Raw genomic sequence first — 21,817 nt, forward strand, 5'->3', positions numbered from 1 at the left:
TACATGTTCGATCCCTCGAATGGAGACTGATAGCACAATAGTGGCGCGATATTAGATGGCCACTATTTTGACGTCAACAAATGGATCCATTCTGGTGGGGAGGTCGACGAACGGTAGGGTTGGCGATAAGCATTAGTAAATCTCCTATGCCAACCCCGCAAACATGCCTGTGGCTCTCGGAAGCTGAACTTTTCGCCACCCTCGCCGCCACCCTCACCTGCACCCTCCCCATCTGGGCGTGCCCTCCCGAGGAAGCCACCGCCAAGCGTGAACAACTGGCCAAGGAAGTCGCCAAGATCACTGAGCAGAACCCGGCCAAGGCCAAGGAGATCAATGACGAGTTGCAGAAGATGGACCTGGAGACGGCCAGCAAGGATTTGCCGGACAAGTGCCAGGTGATCGATCAGCGTTTGAAGGAGTTGGAATCGGCGAAGAACAAAGCCGGGGGTTAGATGGCAAGATCTTTTGACGTAAAAAAACCCGGACACTGTCCGGGTTTTTATTGAATCGCTACGGTGCTTTATTCAGCCGCCGGCGCTTCCGGCTTACGGCGTTTCAAAGGCGCCATGCCGTCCTTGCTGACCAGCGACAGGGCGTCGGTCTTCGGGCGGTTGGCGATCTTGCGCTTGGTCGGAGCCTTGGCGCCGGTTTTCTTCTTGTCACCCTTGGCGTCGACCTTTTTCTTCTTCACGCCAACGGCTTTGCCCGAGGCCTTGACCTTTTTCGGTCCGCCGTAGGTGCCTTTGACTTCCTTGATGGTACGGCGCTCGAAGCTCTGCTTGAGGTAGCGCTCGATGCTCGACATCAGGTTCCAGTCGCCGTGGCAGATCAGCGAGATGGCCAGGCCATCGTTGCCGGCGCGGCCGGTACGGCCGATGCGGTGAACATATTCGTCGCCGCTGCGCGGCATGTCGAAGTTGATCACCAGGTCCAGGCCTTCCACGTCCAGACCGCGGGCGGCGACGTCGGTGGCGACGAGGATTTTCACCCCGCCCTGCTTCAGGCGGTCGATGGCCAGTTTGCGGTCTTTCTGGTCTTTCTCGCCGTGCAGGACGAACGCTTTGTATTCCTGTGCCACCAGCCGGCCGTAGATACGGTCGGCCATGGCCCGGGTGTTGGTGAAGACGATGGCCTTCTGGTAGGTCTCGTTGGCCAGCAGCCAGTTGACGATCTGTTCTTTGTGCTGGTTGTGGTCAGCGGTAATGATTTGCTGACGAGTGGTGTCGTTCAGCTGGCTGACCGCGTTGAGCTGCAAGTGCTCAGGGTTGTTCAGGACCTTGGCGATCATCTCGCGCAGGCCCGAACCGCCGGTGGTGGCGGAGAACAGCATGGTCTGCTGACGGCTGGTGCACTCGTCCACCAGACGCTGCACGTCTTCGGCAAAACCCATGTCGAGCATGCGGTCGGCTTCGTCGAGCACCAGCACTTCGACTTCCTTGAGGTCGAGGTTGCCGGCGTTCAGTTGCTCGATCATCCGGCCTGGTGTACCGATCAGGATGTCCGGCACCTTGCGCAGCATGGCGGCCTGGACCTTGAAGTCTTCACCGCCGGTGATCAGGCCGGACTTGATGAAAGTGAACTGCGCGAAGCGCTCGACTTCCTTGATGGTTTGCTGGGCCAACTCGCGGGTCGGCAGCAGGATCAGGGTCTTGATGCTGACGCGGACTTTGGCCGGGCCGATCAAGCGGTTGAGGATCGGCAAAACGAAGGCTGCGGTTTTGCCGCTGCCGGTTTGCGCTGTCACCCGCAGGTCACGCCCTTGGAGCGCCAGCGGAATAGCCGCTGCTTGCACAGGCGTTGGCTCGACAAATTTAAGCTCGGCCACGGCTTTGAGCAGGCGTTCGTGCAGGGCGAATTGGGAAAACACGGGTGCTACCTCGAAGAAATACAAAAAAACAGCTGCATAGGGTAACGGTTTCGAGCGCGAAGGCCGAGTTTCTTTATACAAACGGCTGCAAACAGTGGCTTTTTTGTTGCCTGATTTGTCTCAAAACGTCATCCGCAACCTCTTAAATGCTCTAATCGCCCCGTCGCGCCCTACAGAAGAAGCGTTTTCACCCATGGATATCAAACAGCTCTGGCTCAACGCCCAAGACCTCTGGGGTGCCCTCGATCAGCACCCGCTCCTGCATTCCACACTCGCGCTGATGTTGCTGCTGGTGGTGGCGCTGGTGCTCGGACGAGTGGCGCGTTACCTCATTCTTCATGCGACCAAAATGCTCGGTCGCCAGCCGGCGTTGCACTGGGTCAACGACTTTCGCCACAACAAAGTGTTTCATCGCCTGGCGCAAATGACGCCATCGCTGGTGATCCAGTTCGGCCTGCACCTGGTGCCGGAGTTGGGCAAGACCAGCATGAACTTCCTCGGCAACGTGGCGCTGGCGTTCACCATCCTGTTCCTGGTGCTGTCCATCAGCGCGTTGCTCAATGCCCTGCTGGACATCTATGCCCGCACCGAACACGCCCGCACCCGCTCGATCAAAGGCTATGTGCAACTGGCGAAAATGGTGTTGTTCGTGTTTGGCGCGATCATCATCGTCGCCACGTTGATCGACCGTTCGCCGCTGTTGCTGCTGTCGGGTCTGGGCGCCATGTCGGCGGTGATTCTGTTGGTCTACAAGGACACCCTGTTGTCATTCGTCGCCAGCGTGCAACTGACCAGCAACGACATGCTGCGGGTCGGCGACTGGATCGAGATGCCGCAAGTCGGTGCCGACGGTGACGTGGTGGACATCACTTTGCACACGGTCAAGGTGCAGAATTTCGACAAGACAATTGTGTCGATCCCGACCTGGCGCCTGATGTCCGAGTCGTTCAAGAACTGGCGCGGCATGCAGCAGTCCGGCGGACGGCGGATCAAGCGCAGCCTGTTCATCGACGCCAGCGGCGTGCGGTTCATTCGCGATGATGAAGAGCAGAAACTGTCCCAGGTACATTTGCTGACCGACTACATGAGCCGCAAGACAGCCGAGCTCAAGGCCTGGAACGAAGCCCAGGGCAACGTCGCGGCGATGGCGGCCAACCGTCGGCGGATGACCAACATCGGCACCTTCCGCGCCTATGCGCTGGCGTATCTGAAAAGTCACCCGGAGGTTCAGCAGAACATGACCTGCATGGTTCGCCAGATGCAGACCACTGCACAGGGTATTCCGCTGGAAATCTACTGCTTCACCCGCACCACGGTGTGGGCCGATTACGAGCGGATTCAGGGGGATATTTTCGATTATCTGCTGGCGGTACTGCCGGAGTTCGGATTGAGTCTTTATCAGCAGCCGAGTGGCGGGGATTTAAGGGCCGGATTGCTTCCGGCCATGTTAGGCGCGAGCCACATTCCGGAGCCGGAAAAACACATCATGTAAACACCGCCCCTGTGCGAGCGGTGCGGCGATCCGACTTGCCCGCGAAGGCGGAGTATCAGTCAACATAGTTATCGACTGATACTCCGCCTTCGCGGGCAAGCCATGCTTCTACAAGGGTAACGGTGTTATTTGACCTGACGCTGCGGCGCCTTGTGCACCATGGTGTAGGCGTAATCCACGCCCATGCCATACGCGCCGCTGTGCTCCAGCACCAGTTCCATCACCGCCTCGTAAGTGTCTTTGTGTGCCCAGTCACGCTGGTATTCCAGCAGCACTTGTTGCCAGGTGACCGGCACCGCGCCGGCCTGAATCATCCGCTGCACCGACATGTCGTGAGCTTCTTTGGTGGTGCCGCCAGACGCGTCGGTCACGATGTACACCTCGTAGCCTTCAGCCAGGGCTTCCAGCGCCGGGAAGGTCAGGCAGACTTCAGTCCAGAGCGCGGCAATGATCAGCTTCTTGCGGCCGGTGGCTTTCACCGCGTCAACCAGCGCCTTGTCTTCCCAGGAGTTCATCGAGGTGCGCTCGATCGGCTTCTGCTCTGGGTGAACAGCCAGCAACTCCGGCCAGATGAAGCCGCTGAAGCTTTCGGTTTCAACTGAGGTGTAGATCGTCGGCACGTTGAAAATCTTCGCGGCCTTCGCCAGACCCACGGTGTTGTTCTTCAGGGTCTGACGGTCGATCGACTGCACGCCGAACGCCATTTGCGGCTGGTGGTCGATCAGGATCAGGGCGGAGTTGGTTGGGTTGAGCAATTCACGGTTAGACATGGCGCGTTCCTTTTGATGTCGATTTGTTTAATGAGTATTGGGTGAGTCACTTGCCTCAAGCTGTTTGCTTGCTGGCTTGGAAGTAACTTTACGGGCTAGATAAAAAAGGGACAATTCCCTAAAATCGAGAATAATTGATTCTAAAAAAGGGACAATCGTGGATCGGATCGAATGCATGCGCGCCTTTGTCGTGACGGTTGGCGAGAACGGCTTCGCAGCTGCCGCTCGCGCGATGGACGTGCCGCGATCAAAGGTGAGTAAACAGATTCAGGCGTTGGAGGAAGCAATCGGCGTGCAATTGCTGCAGCGCACCACGCGCAGCCTGCACTTGACCGAGGCTGGCGCCGAGTATTTCGAGGCGGCGCGGGAGGTGTTGTCCGCGCTGGACGAGGCCGAGCAGCGCGCTCGAGACGGCATCGGCGAGCTACGCGGGGTGTTGCGGGTGAATGCGCCGATGTCGTTCGGCCTGCATCGCCTTGGACGGTTGATTCCGCTGTTCCATGAGCAGCATCCGAACATCGAGCTTCAACTGGTGCTCAGCGATCAACAGGTCGATCCAGTGCGTGGCGGCTTCGATGTGACGATTCGCATCGCCAGCATGCCAGACTCGACCATGATCGCCCGGCAACTGGCACCGGCACCGCGGATCATGGTGGCCTCCCCCGCCTATCTGGCGCGTGCAGGCATACCGCGGACCCCGCAAGACTTGCGCGCGCATCAATGCCTGAATTACGGGTATCTGCAAAGCGGCGTGAGCCTGCAGTTGTGCAATGGCAAGGAGACGCAACGGGTCAACGTTTCCGGCCCGTTGCACGCCAACAACGGCGACTTGCTCGCTCAGGCCGCCGAAGCCGGGATGGGCATCGCCCTGCTGCCTGATTTCATTGTGGAAGACGCGTTGGCGGCAGGCCGGCTGGTGCCGGTGCTGTGCGAGTGGCAGGCACCAGCGATTACCATCAACGCGGTTTACCCTTCCTCGCGTCGCGTACCGCAAAAGACCCGGGCGTTTATTGAGTTTCTGGTGGCGCAGTTGGCGCCGAATTAACCCGGTTTAGTGTGCAATGACGGGTTGGCGTACACCCAACCGGCTGATCCACACCGCCGCCAGAATGACCGATCCACCCAACAACAACCGCCCCAACTCTTCATGCTGATTCCAGATCAGCAAATTGATCAGCAACCCCACCGGCACATGCAGGTTGTTCATCACCGCCAGCATCCCGCCATTCACCAGGCACGCGCCCTTGTTCCACCAGTACAAACCCAGCGCGGTCGAGACCAGGCCGAGGAACAGCAGCACGCCCCATTGCAGCGGCGCTTCGGGCAGGAAGTTCTGTTTGCCGAACAGCAGAAATGCCGGCAACGCCACCGCCAATGCGCCCAGATAGAAGTAGCCGAATCGCCGATAATGCGGCAGATCGCTCGGATGGCGGGCCACCAGATGTTTATAGAGCACCTGCCCGGCGGCGTAGGTGAAGTTGGCCAGTTGCAGCAACAAAAAGCCCATGAAGAAGTCCGGATTGATCCGGTCGTAGCGAATCACTGCCGCACCCGCCACGGCCACCAATGCCGCAATCAAGGCCCACGGATTGAAGCGCCGGTTCAGCGCGTCTTCGATCAGGGTCACGTGCAGCGGCGTGAGGATGGTGAACAGCAGCACTTCCGGCACCGTCAGCACGCGGAAGCTCAAATACAAACAGACATAGGTCACACCGAACTGCAGCGCGCCGATCAACAACATCCCGCGCATGAATGCCGGCTCGACCGAACGCCAGCGTGTCAGCGGAATGAACACCAGCCCCGCCAGCAGCACTCGCACAAGCACTGCGAAGTAGCTGTCGACATGACCGGCCAGGTATTCGCCGATCAAACTGAAGGAAAACGCCTGGATCAGCGTGACAAAAAGTAGATAGCCCATGCTCGCCTCGTTTTGAATGGCGGCGACGATAGCGTTTTTTGCCCGTTATCGCGAACGGTCAGCCAACACACAAGCCCGCGCCCACAGGTCCATCAGTGCCCATTAAATCCCAGGCAAAAAAAAGCCCGATCTCGCTAAAGCGTTCAATCGGGCTAGAGCACTCAGGAGCAATAAGTGCAAAGGGAGGTTCGATGCGCGTGCAGGCTTGAAGGGTTGCGCCAGGTCACTAGACCATCCAGTGATTATCTGGCGATTAACGGCTTAGGCGACCTGGGCCAGTTTGGCGTTGGCCTGGTTCAGGCCTTTCTCCTGGAAGTCACCGCCCAGGTTCATGCCTTCGGCGTGAATGAACGTGACGTCGTGGATGCCGATAAAGCCCATGACCTGACGCAGGTAAGGTTCCTGATGATCCGCGGTGCTGCCGGCGTAGATCCCGCCGCGAGCGGTCAGCACGTAGGCGCGCTTGCCGCTGAGCAAACCTTGCGGACCGGTCTCGGTGTATTTGAAAGTCACGCCGGCACGCAGCACATGGTCGAGCCAGGCTTTCAAGGTGCTCGGAATCGCGAAGTTGTACATGGGCGCTGCCATCACCAGCACGTCGGCGGCCAGCAGTTCGTCGGTCAATTGGTTGGAGCGTTCCAGCGAGGCCTGTTCGATCTCGTTGCGTTGTTCGACAGGTTTCATCCAGCCGCCCAGCAGGTTGATGTCCAGGTGCGGCACCGGGTTGACGGCCAGGTCACGGACGGTGATCTGGTCGGCTGGGTGTGCGGCTTTCCACTGGCTGATGAAGGTCTGGGTCAGCTGGCGGGAAACCGAGTCTTGCTGACGGGCGCTGCTTTCGATGATCAGAACGCGGGACATGGGATGTAGCCTCCATCTGAGAATGCTGTAGGTCGATGGAGTGAAGGTTAAACAGAGTCATATCGATGAAAAAGCGCAAATAACTGCTATAAAGCATCGATAAATTCGTTTATAAGCGAAGCATGCCCAGGCGACATGCTCCGCTTGAGGTCATTTCGGGGTGCAAGTCAGGTCGATACGCAGCTTGATGATGGTGCGGGTGAACTTGGCCGTGGCGTTTTTGTGTTTGCCGGCGGGTACGTCGATCTTGCGGGTGCGTGGCGCTTCCGGACCGTTATTGAAAACCACTTTGCAAGTGACGTCGGTGTCGCCGTAGTTGTTGACCTGAATGGAGCCGATGTCGGCGTCCGTGTCGTAGGCGTTGTAGTCGACCTTCAAACCGTTGAGCTGTTTATTGACATCGATCGGATAGGCAAACGCAGTCAGAGGCAACATCGCCAACAACGCACACCCTGCCATCACACAACAGATTTTTTTCATTCCGCAGTCTCCAATAAGAACTGCCAGCTTAGGACAAGAGGAGCTCAACATGAAAGCGCCCCGCGTGACCCTTGATCAATGGCGAACATTGCAGGCCGTGGTCGATCACGGCGGTTTCGCCCAGGCCGCCGAAGTGCTGCACCGTTCGCAATCGTCGGTCAGCTACACCGTCGCGCGCATGCAGGACCAGCTCGGCGTGCCGCTGTTGCGCATCGATGGCCGTAAAGCGGTGCTCACCGAGGCCGGCGGCGTGCTGCTGCGCCGCTCCCGGCAACTGGTGAAACAGGCCAGCCAACTGGAAGACCTGGCCCACCACATGGAACAAGGCTGGGAAGCGGAGGTGCGGTTGGTGGTCGACGCCGCGTACCCGAGCGCCCGCCTCGTCCGCGCCTTGACCGCGTTCATGCCGCAAAGTCGTGGCTGCCGGGTGCGGCTGCGCGAAGAAGTGTTATCGGGTGTCGAAGAGGTCCTGCTTGAAGGCGTGGCCGATCTGGCCATCACCGGTCTCAGTATTCCCGGTTACCTTGGCGCGGAATTGAGCGACGTCGAATTCGTCGCGGTCGCCCACCCCGAACACCCGCTGCATCGTCTGAACCGCGAACTGAACTTCCAGGACCTGGAGACTCAGATGCAAGTGGTGATCCGCGACTCAGGCCGTCAGCAACCGCGAGATGTCGGCTGGCTCGGTGCCGAACAGCGCTGGACCGTCGGCAGCCTGGCCACTGCTGCGACCTTCGTCAGCAGCGGTCTGGGCTTCGCCTGGCTACCCCGGCACATGATCGAGCGCGAACTTAAAGAAGGCACGCTCAAAGTGCTACCGTTGGATCAGGGCGGAAGCCGCAACCCGAGTTTCTATCTGTATTCGAACAAGGACAAACCCTTGGGCCCGGCCACGCAGATTCTCATCGAACTGCTGCGCACCTTTGACACCGCGCCGCTGGATGCGCCCTTCGCCGCGCCCGAACAAGCCTGACACGGAGTGTACCCATGGCCTATTTCGAACATGAAGGTTGCAACCTGCACTATGAGGAATATGGTCACGGCACGCCGTTGCTGCTGGTTCACGGGTTGGGCTCCAGCACCCTGGACTGGGAAATGCAGATCCCGGCGCTCGCCGCCCACCATCGGGTGATCGTGCCGGATGTGCGCGGCCACGGGCGCTCCGACAAGCCCCGCGAGCGTTACAGCATCGCCGGGTTCAGCGCCGACCTGATCGCGCTGATCGAACACTTGAACCTTGGCCCTGCTCATCTTGTGGGGCTTTCGATGGGCGGCATGATCGCTTTTCAACTGGCAGTGGACCAGCCGCAACTGCTCAAGAGTCTGTGCATCGTCAACAGCGCGCCCGAGGTCAAACGGCGCAGCCGCAACGACTATTGGCAGTGGTTCAAACGCTGGAGCCTGATGCGCGTGCTGAGCATGGGCACCATCGGCAAGGCCCTGGGCGCCAAACTGTTTCCCAAGCCGGAACAAGCTTCGTTACGACAAAAAATAGCGGCGCGCTGGGCAAGAAACGACAAACATGCTTATCTCGCCAGCTTCGATGCCATCGTTGGCTGGGGGGTTCAGGAACGACTTTCCAGGGTTTCGTGTCCAACCCTCGTCGTCAGCGCCGACCGTGACTACACCCCGGTCGCGCTGAAAGAAACCTATGTAAAACTGCTGCCCGATGCGCGGCTGGTGGTGATCGCCGATTCGCGCCACGCCACCCCGCTGGATCAACCCGAACGTTTCAACCAAACCCTGCTCGAGTTTCTCACCGCAGTCGACATCACCACTCAGGATCACTGACCCATGCTGAAAAAAATCGCCCTCGTCGCCGGCTCCGTTCTGTTTGCCGCCAACCTGATGGCCGCCACGCCGGCCAAGGCACCGCACGTGCTGCTGGAGACCACCAACGGCCAGATCGAAATCGAACTGGACCCGGTCAAGGCGCCGATCAGTACCAAGAATTTCCTTGAGTACGTCGACAGTGGCTTCTACAACAACACGATTTTTCACCGTGTGATTCCAGGTTTCATGGCTCAGGGCGGTGGTTTCACTGCACAGATGCAACAGAAGGAAACCAAGGCATCGATCAAAAACGAAGCCAGCAACGGCCTGCATAACGTGCGTGGCACACTGTCGATGGCGCGTACTTCGAACCCGGATTCGGCCACCAGCCAGTTCTTCATCAACGTGGCCGACAACGCCTTCCTCGATCCGGGTCGCGACGCCGGTTACGCCGTCTTCGCCAAAGTGGTCAAGGGCATGGACGTGGTGGACATCATCGTCAACTCTCAGACCACCACCAAACAAGGCATGCAGAACGTGCCTGTCGACCCGGTGCTGATCAAGTCGGCCAAGCGCATCGACTGAGTACACCGGCAGTCTTGAGCGGTGGCCGGTCGATATCCGGCGCCGCTCATATCGTTTAAAGGAGAGCCCGTACGCGGGCGGAGAACCGATGCTTTATCGCCGTTTCGAAAGACTGATCGACATTTTCCGCGATGCCCCGACGGCGGCTCCACCGAGCCGGGTTCTCTCCTTCTATACCTACTACCTGAAGCAGGTCTGGCCAATCTTCGCCGTTTTGTTGGTCGTCGGCCTGTTCGGCGCGCTGATCGAAGTGGCGCTGTTCAGCTACCTGAGTCGCATCATCGACCTGACCCAGAGCACATCCAACGTCGACTTCTTCAAGGTCCACGGCGTGGAATTGGCCTGGATGGCGGCGGTTGCGCTGATTCTGCGGCCGCTGTTCCTCGCCCTGCATGACATGCTGGTGCACCAGACTTTGAGCCCCGGCATGACCAGCCTGATCCGCTGGCAGAACCACAGTTACGTGCTCAAACAGAGCCTGAATTTCTTCCAGAACGACTTCGCCGGGCGCATCGCCCAACGCATCATGCAAACCGGCAACTCCCTGCGCGACTCTGCCGTGCAAGCGGTGGATGCGCTGTGGCACGTGCTGATCTACGCGATCAGCTCGCTGGTGCTGTTCGCCGAAGCCGACTGGCGCTTGATGATCCCGCTGCTGATCTGGATCGCTGCCTACATCGGCGCGCTCTACTACTTCGTGCCGCGGGTGAAAGAGCGTTCGGTGGTGTCCTCCGATGCACGCTCCAAACTCATGGGGCGGATCGTCGACGGCTACACCAACATCACTACCCTCAAGCTGTTCGCCCACACCAACTTCGAACAGCAGTACGCCCGCGAAGCCATCGCGGAACAGACCGAAAAAGCCCAACTGGCCGGCCGTGTGGTCACCAGCATGGACGTGGTCATCACCAGCATGAACGGCCTCTTGATCGTCGGCACCACCGGGCTGGCCCTGTGGCTGTGGACGCAGTCGCTGATCAGCGTGGGCGCGATTGCCTTGGCCACCGGGCTGGTGATCCGCATCGTCAACATGTCCGGCTGGATCATGTGGGTGGTCAACGGCATTTTCGAAAACATCGGCATGGTCCAGGACGGTTTGCAGACCATCGCCCAACCAGTCAGCGTCACCGACCGCGAACAGGCAAAACCCTTGGCGGTGGCCCGTGGCGAGGTGCGTTTCGAACACGTCGATTTCCACTACGGCAAGAAGAGCGGGATCATCGGCGGCCTCAACCTGACCATTAAGCCCGGCGAAAAAATCGGCCTGATCGGCCCCTCCGGCGCCGGCAAATCGACGTTGGTCAACCTGCTGCTGCGCCTGTATGACGTGCAGGGCGGGCGGATCCTCATCGACGGCCAGAACATCGCCGAAGTCGGGCAGGAAAGCCTGCGCGAACGCATCGGCATGATCACCCAGGACACCTCGCTGCTGCACCGTTCGATCCGCGACAATTTGCTGTACGGCAAACCCGACGCCACCGACGCCGAACTCTGGGAAGCGGTGCACAAGGCCCGTGCCGACGAGTTCATCCCGCTGCTGTCGGACTCCGAAGGCCGCACCGGTTTCGATGCTCATGTGGGTGAGCGCGGGGTGAAACTCTCCGGCGGCCAGCGTCAGCGGATTGCCATCGCCCGGGTGCTGCTCAAGGACGCGCCGATCCTGATCATGGACGAAGCCACCTCGGCGCTGGACTCGGAAGTCGAAGCAGCGATCCAGGAAAGCCTCGAAACCCTGATGCAGGGCAAAACCGTGATCGCCATCGCTCACCGTCTCTCGACCATTGCCCGGATGGACCGGTTGGTGGTGCTGGAAAACGGCAAGATCGCCGAAACCGGCAGCCACGCCGAACTGCTGGCCCATGGCGGTTTGTATGCGCGGTTGTGGCAGCACCAGACCGGCGGGTTTGTCGGGATCGATTGAGCCCGCGAAGATCAAAAGATCAAAAGATCAAAAGATCAAAAGATCAAAAGATCAAAAGATCAAAAGATCAAAAGATCAAAAGATCTTGGCGCCATCAACCACACAGCAGAACACCAGAAACCGCCAGAACCCGCCAACCACGGGCTCTGGCGGTTTTTTATGGTCACTGGAGTTCCGTAAAAATCCTGCTGTACTCAGCCAAGGTACTGGAGGTTCCGAAGTCCATCTGCTGGATGCACAACGACAGTGTTATCTCGATAGGGAAACTCGCTATGTCTTTGTTCAAACGTTCGGCTACAGAATTGGTAGGTACGTTCTGGCTGGTATTGGGGGGTTGCGGCAGTGCGGTTCTGGCGGCAGCGTTTCCAAACGTGGGGATCGGTTTACTGGGGGTGTCCCTGGCATTCGGTTTGACGGTACTGACGATGGCCTTCGCCATCGGCCACATCTCGGGTTGTCATCTAAACCCTGCGGTTTCGGTCGGACTGGTCGTCGGCGGACGCTTCCCTGCCAAAGAACTGCCCGCCTACATCATCGCCCAGGTGATTGGCGGGATCATCGCAGCGGCCTTGCTGTACTTCATTGCCAGTGGCAAACCCGGCTTCGAACTGGCCAGCGGCCTGGCGTCCAATGGCTACGGCGAACACTCGCCAGGTGGCTACTCGATGGCGGCGGGGTTTGTCAGTGAACTGGTGATGACCGCCATGTTCATCCTGATCATTCTCGGCGCCACCGATAAACGCGCCCCGGCCGGGCTGGCACCCATCGCCATCGGCCTGGCGCTGACCCTGATCCATCTGATCTCGATTCCGGTCACCAACACCTCGGTCAACCCGGCCCGCAGTACGGGTCCGGCGCTGATTGTCGGCGGATGGGCGATTCAACAACTGTGGCTGTTCTGGCTGGCGCCGATTCTGGGGGCGGTCATCGGTGGTGTGATGTATCGCTGGCTGGGCAAAGAAGACAGTTAATCTGCGCGACTGAGCCTGCAATCAACGGCGAAGCTCAGCCTTGTCGATAAGGCAAGGCGGTCTTCGCCTCTTCTGCATACCCCAGCACCCCGACGCGTTCGCGCTCGAGGAAGTCTTTCACCGCCGACTTCAAGCCCGGATGGCGTAGGTAATGCCAGGAATGGGTGATCACCGGTTCAAAGCCACGAATCAGTTTGTGTTCGCCCTGAGCGCCGGCGTCGAAACGCTGAAAGCCGTTGGCAATGGCGTAATCCATACCCTGATAGAAACAGGTCTCGAAGTGCAGGCGATCGAACTCCGCCAGGCAACCCCAGTAACGACCATAAAAGCTGTCGCCGCCGACCAGGCTGAAGGCCATGGCCACCGGCCGTGAACCTTGTTTGGCCAGCACCACGCGAATCGACTCCGGCATGCGCTCGGCCAACAGACTGAAAAATTCCCGCGTCAGGTAAGGCGTCTGCCGACGCACCGCGTAGGTATTGGCGTAGCAGGCGTACACGAAGTCCCACTGCGCCTGGGTCAGCTGCCGGCCTTCCAGCCATTCGAAGTCGATGCCCTGCCCTGCCACTTGCTCACGCTCCTTGCGCATTTGCTTGCGCTTACGCGAACTGAGGGCGTCGAGAAAGTCCTGAAAATCCCGGTAATCACGATTCTGCCAGTGGTACTGACAGCCAATGCGCTGCAACCAGCCTGGCTGTTCGGCCAATGCAGCGTCGGTGAACGGATCGGTGAAATTGATGTGGGCGCTGGAAAGTTTTTCTATCTCCAGATAACCCGGCAGGCTCTGCAAGAGTTCGAAACCGTCCTCGATCGTCGCCGCCAGCAATCGCGGCCCGCTGACCGGACTGAACGGCACCGCCGTCAACAGTTTGGGGTAGTAGTCGATGCCCGCACGCTCACAGGCATCGGCCCAGGCATGGTCGAACACGTATTCGCCGTAGGAATGCCATTTGCGGTAACTGGGCAGCGCGGCGATCAGGCGCTCGCCTTCGACATGCAGCAGATGCTCGGGCTGCCAGCCGGAATGCGGGCCCAGACTGCCGCTGTCTTCCAGTGAACCGAGGAACGCATGGCGCAGAAACGGCTGATTCTCCGGCACCAGGGCATCCCAGGTACAGGGTGCGATTTGCGACAGTGTATGCAGACATTGCAGCGGCATTTTCCTCTCCACATCTTGGCGTGACAGCTCCACGAGTATCGCCGATCGCAGGGCGATCCACACGCGTCAATCCGATACAAGGCTCTGAATCGGGCATTTCAGAAACGTTTGTATCGTCATCGACCTGCCATCACTTCGCCACTGACCTGTCATAAACCATCGCGATACTGGCGCCTGTTTTTAGAGCGTCGGGTTCTACCCGGCCACTGTTTTCCGACCTTCAACTGTCGGTTGTGTCCAGGATGGTTCAGCCATCCCTCTCATCTTCGGAGATTGCTATGCGTCTTGCTTCCACGAAAACTGCGGCGGCCTTGTGTGGCGGCCTGTTGCTGGCCATGAGTGTTCCGGCCAGTGCCGCAGTCGACGCCAAACTGCTCGACATGCTCAAGGCTAACGGTTCTATTTCCCAGGCGCAGTACGTTGAACTGCAAGCCGAACTTGCCAAGGATCAGAAGGCTCAGCAAATCGCGCAGCAGGCGCAGCAAGAGACCAACGAACAAATAGCGGTCGCCGCGAAGAAAGCCAACGAGTTGAGCGCCTTCGACCAGAAACTGGCCTGGGCCGCCAAGACCCAGTTCAAGGGCGACGTTCGCGTACGCCAGGAAACGGTCAAGATCGACGGCGAACCCAACAACGGTGGCCGTGACAAGGATCGTCAACGCATCCGCGCCCGTCTGGGTGCCTACAGCGAAATCAACCCGCAAGTGGACACCGGCATCCGCATTGCCACCGGCGGCGGTGACGATGCTCGCTCGACCAACCAGGACATGGACAACTACTTCGACAAGAAGCAGATCTGGCTGGATCTGGGCTACATCGACTACCACCCGGACGCCATCAAAAACCTGCATGTGATCGGCGGCAAGATGCTGCAACCATGGGTCAGCATGGGTGATGTGATCTGGGACAGCGACATCAACCCGGAAGGTCTGGCAGTGACCTACAAATACCCACTGGGCAGCAGTGCCGAACTGTTCGGTAGCCTGGGCAACTACAACCTCAAGGACAACGTCGACGGCGAAGGCGTGCAATTTCGTCACGACCTGCGTCTGACCGCCGGCCAGTTGGGCAGCCGTTTCGCCATCACCGACAACCTGAAACTGACCGTCGGCGGCAGCGTCTATGCCTACCAGAACGACGAAGACAGCCGTTGCACCGGCACGTCCACGCCGTGCGCCCTGGCCGTCAACGGCAACTCCGCCAACAACGAGTTCCGTCTGTACGAAGGTTTCAGCCAGATCGATATCGGCGGCCTGCCGATGCCACTGTCGTTCTACGGCCAGTATGTGAAGAACAACGATGCCGTGACCGATCAGGACACTGCCTGGCTGGTCGGTGCCAAGTCGAAAGTCTTCGGTTTCAACCTCGACTACAACTACCGCGACGTGCAGCGTAACGCCGTGGTCGGTGCCTTCACCGACTCGGACTTCGCCAACGGCACCACCGGTTCTCGCGGTCACAAGTTCAAAGTCGGTTACGACATCGACAAGAACTTCGCCCTCGGTGCCACTTACTTCCTGACCAAAGCCGACTTCTCCAGCCGTACCCAGCGTGATGCCAACACCAACACGCTGCAACTGGACGCAGAAGCGAAGTTCTAAGCTGCGAAGCAATACACTTCAAACGATGCGGTTTACATACGGTCGTGTCGTTTGAAGAGGTTCAACAGTCTGGCGCGGGGCAACGATCCCCATCATCCGTTCGTTTCACCCGCGCCGGCCTGTGCTTTCCTTCAGGAACGATCTTTACGCCGCTGCGCCGCCAGCCGCTCGGCCAGTGCCTCCACATCCTCGACCGGTTTCTGCGGCATCACCCGCAAGGTCGCCTGCATCAACCGCATCTGCCGAATGAATCGCCGACAATTGGGGCAAAACATCAAGTGATGCCGCATCATCAGACGCTCGCGAAAACTCAACTGGCCATCGAGATAATCACTGGAGCGCGCCACTTGTTCCTTACAGGTCAGCATTCGCCGGTTTCCTCAAAATGTTCTACGGTCGCAAAGACCTTCAACCGTGCCCGATGCAGCAGCACACGAACATTGGAGAGTGAGATTTCCAGAAGATTACAGATCTCTTCCAACTCCAGCCCCTGTCGCTCGCGCAACAGCAAGACACTGCTTTGCAGTTCCGACAGGCTGAGCAATGTGTGTTCCAGGCATTCGCGCAGTTCGTTTTCAGTCAACAGCGCCTCTGGCGTGTCCTGATGCCAGGCGAACGGCGCCACCAGCCAATGACCATCACTCGATGAAAAACGATCGTCATCGATCGTACCGTGAGGCGACGGCAGGTCATCGAGCAACACTTCCCGGCGGTTTTGCTTGTAGCGACTCTTGGCCGAGTTGGCGGTGATGGTCAGCAGCCAGGTCTTGAGACTCGAACGCCCCTCGAACCCGCCCAGATTACGCACTACTGACAGCCATGCGTCCTGCACCACTTCGTCGGCATGCCGGTTACCGACGATCGCATAAGCCACCGCACGCATGGCGCTCTGGTAAGTACTGACCAGTTCCTTGAAAGCCTTCTGCTCGCCCGTCAGCAGGCGTTCGAGCAATAGGGTGTCGTCAGCAGCAGCCATTGATGCCTCTTGTCCGAATCAGTGGGGACACAAAAAAAGATCGCAGCCTTCGGCAGCTCCTACAGTTCGATCGTATCCAACCACGATACCGGGTTGAAATCCAATGCTGTAGGAGCTGCCGCAGGCTGCGATCTTTTCAGGCTATATCAGCGCTTGCGCAGAATCACGCTGCCAATCGAGTAACCAGCGCCGAACGAGCTCAGTACGGCCAGCGAACCACTGACCAGATCGTCCTGATTCTTGTGGAACGAAATCACCGAACCGGCAGAGCTGGTGTTGGCGTAAGTATCGAGAATCACCGGGGCTTCTGCTTCGGTAGCTTCGCGGCCCAGCAGCTTCTTGACGATCAGGTGGTTCATGCTGAGATTGGCCTGGTGCAGCCAGAAACGCTTCACGTCACTGACGTTGAGCTGGTTTTCTTCCAGGTGCGTGGCGATCAGCTCGGCGACCATCGGGCAGACATCGCGGAACACCTTGCGGCCTTCCTGGACGAACAGCTTGTCGGGGGCACCGATGCCCTCTTCCGCGGCGCGGTTGAGGAAGCCGAAGTTGTTGCGGATGTTGTTGGAGAACTTGGTCAGCAGTTTGGTGCTGACCACGTCGAACTGGTACTTGGACGTCGCCAGGTCGGCGCGCTCGATGATCACCGCAGTGGCGGCGTCGCCGAAGATGAAGTGGCTGTCGCGGTCACGGAAATTCAGGTGACCGGTGCAGACTTCCGGGTTAACCATCAGGATCGCCCGGGCCTGGCCCAGTTGCACACTGTTGGCGGCGGCCTGGATGCCGAAGGTTGCCGAGGAGCACGCCACGTTCATGTCGTAACCGAAACCCTGGATACCCAGTGCTTCCTGAACTTCGATGGCGATGGCCGGGTAGGCGCGCTGCAGGTTGGAGCAGGCGACGATTACACCGTCGATGTCAGCGGCGGTCTTGCCGGCACGCTGCAAGGCTTGCTCGGCCGCGCCAATGGCCATCTGGCACAGCACCGACCACTCGTCGTTGGAGCGCTCGGGCAAGCGTGGCGCCATGCGTTGCGGGTCGAGGATGCCCTCTTTGTCCATGACAAAGCGGCTTTTGATGCCGGAGGCTTTTTCGATAAACGCTGCGCTGGATTCGGTCAATGCCTGGATTTCGCCGCGCTCAATGGCCTCGGCGTTGTCGGCGTTGAACTGCGCGACGTAAGCGTTGAAAGACTGCACCAGCTCTTCGTTGGAGATGCTGTTGGCCGGGGTGTATAGGCCGGTGCCGCTGATGACGACGTTATGCATGGTCGTTTCTCTAATCCGTTCAGGCAGAAAGCGCTGGCACCGACGTACCAACACACAAAGGGTCTATTCCAGGTTCCAGACGCAAACCTGGCATCGCTTTATTCCGATCCGCCCAGGCCCGGAAGGCTCAAAACCGCGGGGCCGGCGTTTATAGGCGCGAAGTTTGCCATAAACGCTGGCTTTTGGCCCCTTTTGCCAAGCGATGTAATGCAATACCTACAGTAGACCGCAGAGGCTCAAGGAGATCGGGTTTATGCCTCGACCTGGCTCCATTGCTTGCTCAAGCGCTTGTCGGAGATCGGCACCTTGGTTCCCAATTGCTGCGCGAACAGCGAAACCCGGTACTCCTCCAGCCACCAGCGATACAGCTCCAGCTGCGGATCGCGTTTGCCTTCCTGAGCGTGTTTGTTGGCACGGGTCTGGTATTGGGTCCAGAGCCCGGACAATTCTCCGCTCCAGACCCGGTCCTTCTGCACCTGTGCGCCGAGTTTCTCGAAACGCTGCTCGACGGCCTTGAGATAACGCGGCAGTTCCTTGAGCCACAGCATCGGCGTTTCCCGCACGAATCCCGGGTACACCAGATGGCTGAGCTGCTGCTTGATGTCGTTCAAGGCCACGGCTTGTGCCAGGTCGATCTTGCCCTTGAAGCGTTTTTGCAGGCCGTGCCAGTGCTTGAGAATCTCCAAAGTCAGCCTGGCCAGACGTTCGGCGTGCTCGGTCCAGGCGCCACGTTTGCGCTCGGCCAGGGATGCCAATCCAGCGCCATCGCGTGGCAACGGCTCTTCACCGTCGAGGATGCAACTGTCCAGACTGGCCAGCAGAATGTCTTCCACCAGGCTGTCGATGCGCCCCAGTTCGCGGTACATCAGGCCCAACTCGGTCAGCCCCGGCAACTTGCCGCGCAAGAACTTCGCCGGCTCCGCCAGTTGTTGCATCAGCAAGCGCTGCAAGGCCCGGCGATGCTGGAACTCGGCTTCGGCCGGGGTCGAGAAACGTCCTTCCTTGACTGTACCGCCCTCTTCCACCAGCGCCGGATACACCGTCATCGACAGCCCGGCAATCTTCTGTTGGGTTTTCTCGGCGACGGCGGCAAAGACCTTCGCCTCCACCGGTTGCTGACTTTTCGCGGTTTGCGGCACGGCCAAGGCGGCCTGACTGGCCTCGGCAAAGCGTGCGGTCAACTCCGCCAGATCACGCCCTTCGCCAAGGAACTTGCCCTGGCCGTCGACGATTTCCAGGTTCATTCGCAAATGGCTTTCGACCTGCTGCGACGCTTCGGCCCAGGCCTCATCGCTGACCCGCGCGCCGGTCATGCGCAATAACTCGCGGCCCAGCGCCAGAGGCAATGAGCCCTCGCCAAAAGTCATGCGCTGCATCGCGGCTTTGACGAAATCCGGCACCGGCACGAAATTCTTGCGCAGGGCCTTGGGCAGGTTGCGCACCAGCGCAATGCACTTGGCCTCGATCACGCCCGGCACCAGCCATTCCAGGCGTTCCGGCGGCAGCATCGGCAACAGCGGTGCGGGTACGCGCAAGGTCACGCCGTCACGCGGATGGTTGGGCTCGAAGTGATAACTCAGCGCCAGTTCCAGGTCGCCGATGTGCAGGGTGTCGGGGTAATGCGCGGCGGTGACTTCACTGGCTTCGCGGGCCAGCACGTCTTCTTCGCGCATGATCAGCAGCTGCGGGTCTTTCTGGCTGTTGATCCGATACCAACTGTCGAAGGTCGCGGTCTGATGGATCTCCGCCGGCAGGCGCGCATCGTAGAAGGCGAACAGGGTTTCTTCGTCGGCCAGAATGTCCCGGCGGCGCGCCTTGGCTTCCAGTTCGTCTAGCTGTTCCAGCAGTTGCTTGTTGGCTGTCAGGCACTTGGCTTTGGATTGAATCTCGCCGCGCACCAAGGCTTCGCGGATAAACAATTCGCGGGACACCACCGGGTCGACCGGGCCGTAATGCACCGGCCGGCGTCCGACCACGATCAGCCCGAACAGGGTGATTTGCTCGAAGGCCACCACCTGTCCACGCCTCTTCTCCCAATGGGGTTCGAAGTGATTTTTCTTGATCAGGTGCCCGGCTAGCGGCTCGATCCAGTCGGCGTCGATCTTGGCGACCATCCGCGCGTAAAGCTTGGTGGTTTCCACCAGCTCGGCGGTCATCAGCCATTGCGGGCGCTTCTTGCCCAGGCCTGAGGATGGGTGAATCCAGAAGCGTCGCTGACGGGCGCCGAGGTAATCGCCGTCTTCGGTTTTCTGGCCGATCTGGCTGAGCAAACCCGAAAGCACGGCTTTGTGCAGTTTCGGGTAATCCGCCGGCTCTTTGTTGAGGCTCAGCTGCATATCGCGGCAGATCAGGCTCAACTGGCGATGGGAGTCGCGCCACTCGCGCAGGCGCAGGTAATTGAGGAAATTCTTGCGGCACCAGTTGCGCAGCGGACTGGCCGTCAGGGCTTGGCGTTGTTCTTCAAAACCTCGCCACAGATTGACCAGCCCGGCGAAGTCCGAGTCCACGTCTTTCCACTGGGCGTGGGCCTGATCGGCGGCTTGCTGACGCTCCGGCGGGCGCTCGCGCGGGTCCTGGATCGACATGGCGCTGGCGACAATCAGCACTTCCTGCAAGCTGCCGAGTTTCGCCGCTTCCAGCAGCATGCGGCCCATGCGTGGGTCCACTGGCAGTCGCGCCAGTTGCCGACCGAGCGGGGTCAGCTGGCTGTTGCGATCCACCGCCGAGAGTTCTTGCAACAGGTTGAAACCGTCGCTGATGGCCTTGCCATCCGGCGGTTCGATAAACGGGAAATCAGTGATCTCGCCGAGACGCAGATGGAGCATCTGCAAAATCACCGCCGCGAGGTTGGTCCGCAGGATCTCCGGGTCGGTGAATTCCGGCCGACCGATGAAATCTTCTTCGCTGTACAAGCGCACGCAGATACCCGGCTCGACCCGCCCGCAGCGACCTTTACGCTGGTTGGCACTGGCCTGGGAAATCGCTTCGATCGGCAAACGCTGGACCTTGGCGCGGTAGCTGTAGCGACTGATGCGCGCGGTGCCGCTGTCGATCACGTAACGAATGCCCGGCACCGTCAGCGAGGTTTCCGCAACGTTGGTCGCCAGAACCACTCGACGCCCCGGATGCGACTGGAAAATCCGCTGCTGCTCGGCCGGCGACAGCCGTGCGTACAACGGCAGAATCTCGGTGTGCTTGAGCTGAGCCTTGCGCAGCATGTCCGCCGCGTCACGAATCTCGCGCTCGCCGGGCAGGAACACCAGCACGTCGCCGGGGCTCTTGCGCTCACTGCGTTCGAACGCGGCGATTTCGTCGAGGGTCGCGAGGATCGCCTGATCCACGGTCAGGTCATCCTCGACACGGTTGCCCTCCTCGTCCTGCTCCAGGGTCAGCGGGCGATACCAGGTTTCCACCGGGAAGGTGCGGCCGGAGACTTCGACAATCGGCGCATCGTCGAAGTGCTTGGAGAAGCGCTCCAGGTCGATGGTGGCCGAGGTGATGATGACCTTCAGGTCCGGACGACGGGGCAGCAGGGTTTTCAGGTAACCGAGCAGGAAGTCGATGTTCAGGCTGCGTTCGTGGGCTTCGTCGACGATGATCGTGTCGTAGCGTTCGAGGTAGCGGTCGTTCTGGGTTTCCGCCAGCAGGATGCCGTCGGTCATCAGTTTGATCAGGGTGTTGGCATCGCTCTGATCCTCGAACCGCACCTGATAGCCGACCAGCGCACCCAAAGGTGTCGCCAACTCTTCAGCGACCCGGCTCGCCACGCTGCGGGCGGCGATTCGACGCGGCTGGGTGTGGCCGATCAGGCCGTGCTGGCCGCGACCGATTTCCAGGCAAATCTTCGGCAACTGGGTGGTTTTACCCGAACCGGTTTCGCCGGCAATGATCAGCACCTGATGTTTGAGCAACGCCGCTTTGATTTCGTCGCGCTTGGCGGCGATCGGCAGGCTGTCGTCGTAACGAATCACCGGCAGGCTGGCGCGCCGCGCCAACACCTGATCACAGGACGCCTGCGTGCGCGTCACCCACTGGGCCAGCTTGGCCTCGTCAGGTTTCTTGCGCAGCTCAAGCAACTGCCGCCGCAGCCGGTGGCGGTCGGCGAGCATGGCGTGATCGAGGTTTTTCAGCAGTTTGTCGATGGAAGGCGATTCGTCAGTCATCAGGTACGCAAA

General features: G+C 59.6%; 19 protein-coding genes. 9 read left to right on the forward strand and 10 right to left on the reverse strand.

Annotated features, from left to right (window positions below):
- Positions 1-146 precede the first annotated feature (146 nt).
- Positions 147-452: a hypothetical protein gene (locus tag ACCC96_RS16835; RefSeq protein WP_258670701.1), complete on the forward strand. Its 306-nt coding sequence runs from the start codon at positions 147-149 to the stop codon at positions 450-452.
- A 68-nt stretch (positions 453-520) separates the two neighbouring features.
- Here ACCC96_RS16835 and ACCC96_RS16840 read toward each other — a convergent pair whose 3' ends face one another.
- Positions 521-1,867 (reverse strand): DEAD/DEAH box helicase, encoded by a 1,347-nt coding sequence (locus ACCC96_RS16840; protein WP_258670705.1) that lies wholly within the window; start codon positions 1,865-1,867, stop codon positions 521-523.
- 193 nt (positions 1,868-2,060) lie between these two features.
- Here ACCC96_RS16840 and ACCC96_RS16845 point away from each other — a divergent pair, with 193 nt between their 5' ends.
- Positions 2,061-3,359 carry a mechanosensitive ion channel family protein gene (locus ACCC96_RS16845; protein ID WP_258670708.1) on the forward strand — a complete coding sequence of 433 codons (1,299 nt, stop codon included), beginning with the start codon at positions 2,061-2,063 and terminating at the stop codon, positions 3,357-3,359.
- Positions 3,360-3,484: 125 nt separating this feature from the next.
- Here ACCC96_RS16845 and ACCC96_RS16850 read toward each other — a convergent pair whose 3' ends face one another.
- On the reverse strand, positions 3,485-4,129 hold the full coding sequence (locus tag ACCC96_RS16850; protein WP_007934054.1) for a hydrolase: 645 nt from the start codon (positions 4,127-4,129) through the stop codon (positions 3,485-3,487).
- 157 nt (positions 4,130-4,286) lie between these two features.
- Here ACCC96_RS16850 and ACCC96_RS16855 point away from each other — a divergent pair, with 157 nt between their 5' ends.
- Positions 4,287-5,174 carry a LysR family transcriptional regulator gene (locus ACCC96_RS16855; RefSeq protein ID WP_026331831.1) on the forward strand — a complete coding sequence of 296 codons (888 nt, stop codon included), beginning with the start codon at positions 4,287-4,289 and terminating at the stop codon, positions 5,172-5,174.
- 6 nt (positions 5,175-5,180) lie between these two features.
- Here ACCC96_RS16855 and ACCC96_RS16860 read toward each other — a convergent pair whose 3' ends face one another.
- From ACCC96_RS16860 to ACCC96_RS16870, 3 genes are all read right to left on the reverse strand, one after another.
- Positions 5,181-6,047: a carboxylate/amino acid/amine transporter gene (locus tag ACCC96_RS16860; protein ID WP_258670711.1), complete on the reverse strand. Its 867-nt coding sequence runs from the start codon at positions 6,045-6,047 to the stop codon at positions 5,181-5,183.
- Positions 6,048-6,308: 261 nt separating this feature from the next.
- Entirely contained in the window at positions 6,309-6,908 is a 600-nt protein-coding gene (locus ACCC96_RS16865) for an FMN-dependent NADH-azoreductase (protein WP_019580787.1), read from the reverse strand.
- Between the two features lie 150 nt (positions 6,909-7,058).
- A complete protein-coding gene (locus ACCC96_RS16870; protein WP_258670715.1) occupies positions 7,059-7,388 on the reverse strand; it encodes a 3-phosphoglycerate kinase in 330 nt (109 codons plus the stop codon).
- A gap of 49 nt (positions 7,389-7,437) precedes the next feature.
- On the opposite strand from ACCC96_RS16870, the gene ACCC96_RS16875 reads away from it, so the two are divergent.
- The 5 genes from ACCC96_RS16875 (at position 7,438) to aqpZ (ending at position 12,638) form a co-directional block, all read left to right on the forward strand.
- Positions 7,438-8,361, forward strand: a complete 924-nt coding sequence (locus ACCC96_RS16875; RefSeq protein WP_007934048.1) for a LysR family transcriptional regulator — start codon at positions 7,438-7,440, stop codon at positions 8,359-8,361.
- Positions 8,362-8,375: 14 nt separating this feature from the next.
- Positions 8,376-9,179, forward strand: coding sequence for an alpha/beta fold hydrolase (locus ACCC96_RS16880; RefSeq protein WP_258670717.1), 804 nt, complete (start codon positions 8,376-8,378; stop codon positions 9,177-9,179).
- 3 nt (positions 9,180-9,182) lie between these two features.
- A complete protein-coding gene (locus ACCC96_RS16885) occupies positions 9,183-9,746 on the forward strand; it encodes a peptidylprolyl isomerase (RefSeq protein ID WP_258670719.1) in 564 nt (187 codons plus the stop codon).
- Positions 9,747-9,834: 88 nt separating this feature from the next.
- Positions 9,835-11,667, forward strand: coding sequence for an ABC transporter ATP-binding protein (locus ACCC96_RS16890; protein WP_258670722.1), 1,833 nt, complete (start codon positions 9,835-9,837; stop codon positions 11,665-11,667).
- Between the two features lie 272 nt (positions 11,668-11,939).
- A complete protein-coding gene (gene aqpZ / locus ACCC96_RS16895) occupies positions 11,940-12,638 on the forward strand; it encodes an aquaporin Z (protein ID WP_018926734.1) in 699 nt (232 codons plus the stop codon).
- 34 nt (positions 12,639-12,672) lie between these two features.
- Here the strand turns inward: aqpZ and ACCC96_RS16900 are convergent, their stop codons facing one another.
- The gene (locus ACCC96_RS16900) at positions 12,673-13,797 is read right to left on the reverse strand and encodes a GNAT family N-acetyltransferase (protein WP_258670725.1); all 1,125 of its coding nucleotides are present in this window, start codon (positions 13,795-13,797) and stop codon (positions 12,673-12,675) included.
- 278 nt (positions 13,798-14,075) lie between these two features.
- Here ACCC96_RS16900 and ACCC96_RS16905 point away from each other — a divergent pair, with 278 nt between their 5' ends.
- Complete coding sequence (locus ACCC96_RS16905) at positions 14,076-15,398, forward strand: putative porin (protein ID WP_018926736.1); 1,323 nt, start codon at positions 14,076-14,078, stop codon at positions 15,396-15,398.
- Between the two features lie 131 nt (positions 15,399-15,529).
- Here the strand turns inward: ACCC96_RS16905 and ACCC96_RS16910 are convergent, their stop codons facing one another.
- From ACCC96_RS16910 to hrpA, 4 genes are all read right to left on the reverse strand, one after another.
- On the reverse strand, positions 15,530-15,766 hold the full coding sequence (locus ACCC96_RS16910; protein WP_007934080.1) for an anti-sigma factor family protein: 237 nt from the start codon (positions 15,764-15,766) through the stop codon (positions 15,530-15,532).
- Complete coding sequence (locus ACCC96_RS16915; RefSeq protein WP_258670728.1) at positions 15,760-16,374, reverse strand: RNA polymerase sigma factor; 615 nt, start codon at positions 16,372-16,374, stop codon at positions 15,760-15,762. The genes ACCC96_RS16910 and ACCC96_RS16915 overlap by 7 nt, the downstream gene beginning before the upstream one ends.
- A gap of 146 nt (positions 16,375-16,520) precedes the next feature.
- Positions 16,521-17,642 carry a beta-ketoacyl-ACP synthase III gene (locus ACCC96_RS16920; protein WP_019648021.1) on the reverse strand — a complete coding sequence of 374 codons (1,122 nt, stop codon included), beginning with the start codon at positions 17,640-17,642 and terminating at the stop codon, positions 16,521-16,523.
- 251 nt (positions 17,643-17,893) lie between these two features.
- Positions 17,894-21,805 (reverse strand): ATP-dependent RNA helicase HrpA, encoded by a 3,912-nt coding sequence (hrpA, locus tag ACCC96_RS16925; RefSeq protein ID WP_258670731.1) that lies wholly within the window; start codon positions 21,803-21,805, stop codon positions 17,894-17,896.
- Positions 21,806-21,817 lie beyond the last annotated feature (12 nt).

This window comes from Pseudomonas sp. Pseusp11, assembly GCF_047304405.1.
In the GTDB taxonomy this organism is placed as follows: Bacteria; Pseudomonadota; Gammaproteobacteria; order Pseudomonadales; family Pseudomonadaceae; genus Aquipseudomonas.